This window comes from Sphingobium xenophagum NBRC 107872 (assembly GCF_000367345.1).
GTDB lineage: Bacteria > Pseudomonadota > Alphaproteobacteria > Sphingomonadales > Sphingomonadaceae > Sphingobium > Sphingobium xenophagum.
Genome location: NZ_BARE01000126.1, coordinates 1 through 837 on the forward strand (window position 1 = coordinate 1; position 837 = coordinate 837).

General features: G+C 60.1%; 2 protein-coding genes. Both read left to right on the top strand.

The window, feature by feature from the left end:
• A partial coding sequence (locus SX1_RS23430) for a hypothetical protein (RefSeq protein ID WP_043146437.1) occupies window positions 1–305 on the top strand: 305 nt, incomplete at its 5' end.
• A gap of 185 nt (window positions 306–490) precedes the next feature.
• Window positions 491–837 (top strand): phage antirepressor N-terminal domain-containing protein (locus SX1_RS23435; RefSeq protein ID WP_019054859.1); only part of this gene is annotated, 347 nt, incomplete at its 3' end.

An 837-nucleotide genomic window follows, 5' to 3' on the forward strand; every position in this document is an offset into this window, starting at 1 on the left:
TGGCTGTGATGATCCCTAGCACGGCATTCCGTCCGCGCACCATCGCCCTTGGGCTGACATCGACCGACCGCAAGGCTGTTGAACGCCAGATCGAGGAACTGATCGAATTGCTCGATACGCTCGATGGCGATCCCGACCTCGAAGAAGACGAACTGCATGAAGATCCCTGCGATCTCGGTGAGCCGACCGGCTATGCCGAGATCCTGCCTCGCTACGGAGCCGACCAGAGCAAGGGGCCGGTCAACGGCTACGAACTCTACCTCGCCCAGCGCGACGGCGTACTGACGGAGGCAACCTATGGTTGAGGGGGATCGCCAGCCCGTCCTTCGCGCCGCGCCTTTCTGTGCGGCAGGCTGCGAGGCATGTACCGTTGGTTGCGCCACACTCATGTCGGTGCGCGATGAATTACAACGCCAACTGGCGGCGGCCGAGGCGGCATTGCTTCGCATCCGGCCCATGCCCCAACTCACCCGCCATTGATGGAGCGTATATGAGCGACAGTTTTGCCTTGGTCCCGTTTGAGGACCGACAGATCATGACCGTGCGCAACAACGACGGCATCCACGTTGTGATGAAGCCGATCGTGGAGGCACTCGGCCTCAACTGGGAAGCCCAGCGGCAACGCATCCAAAGGCATCCCGTCATCAGCAAAGGTGCCTGCATAACGCAGGTACCTTCTGCCGGTGGAATGCAGGAGGCAATGTCGCTCCACCTCGAGCATTTCCATGGCTGGCTTGTGTCTCTCAACCCTGATCGTGTCAAAGACGAGGAGAAACGCGCGGTCATCATCACATACCAGGAGCGGGCGTTTCGGGTCATCTTTGAGCATTTCCATGG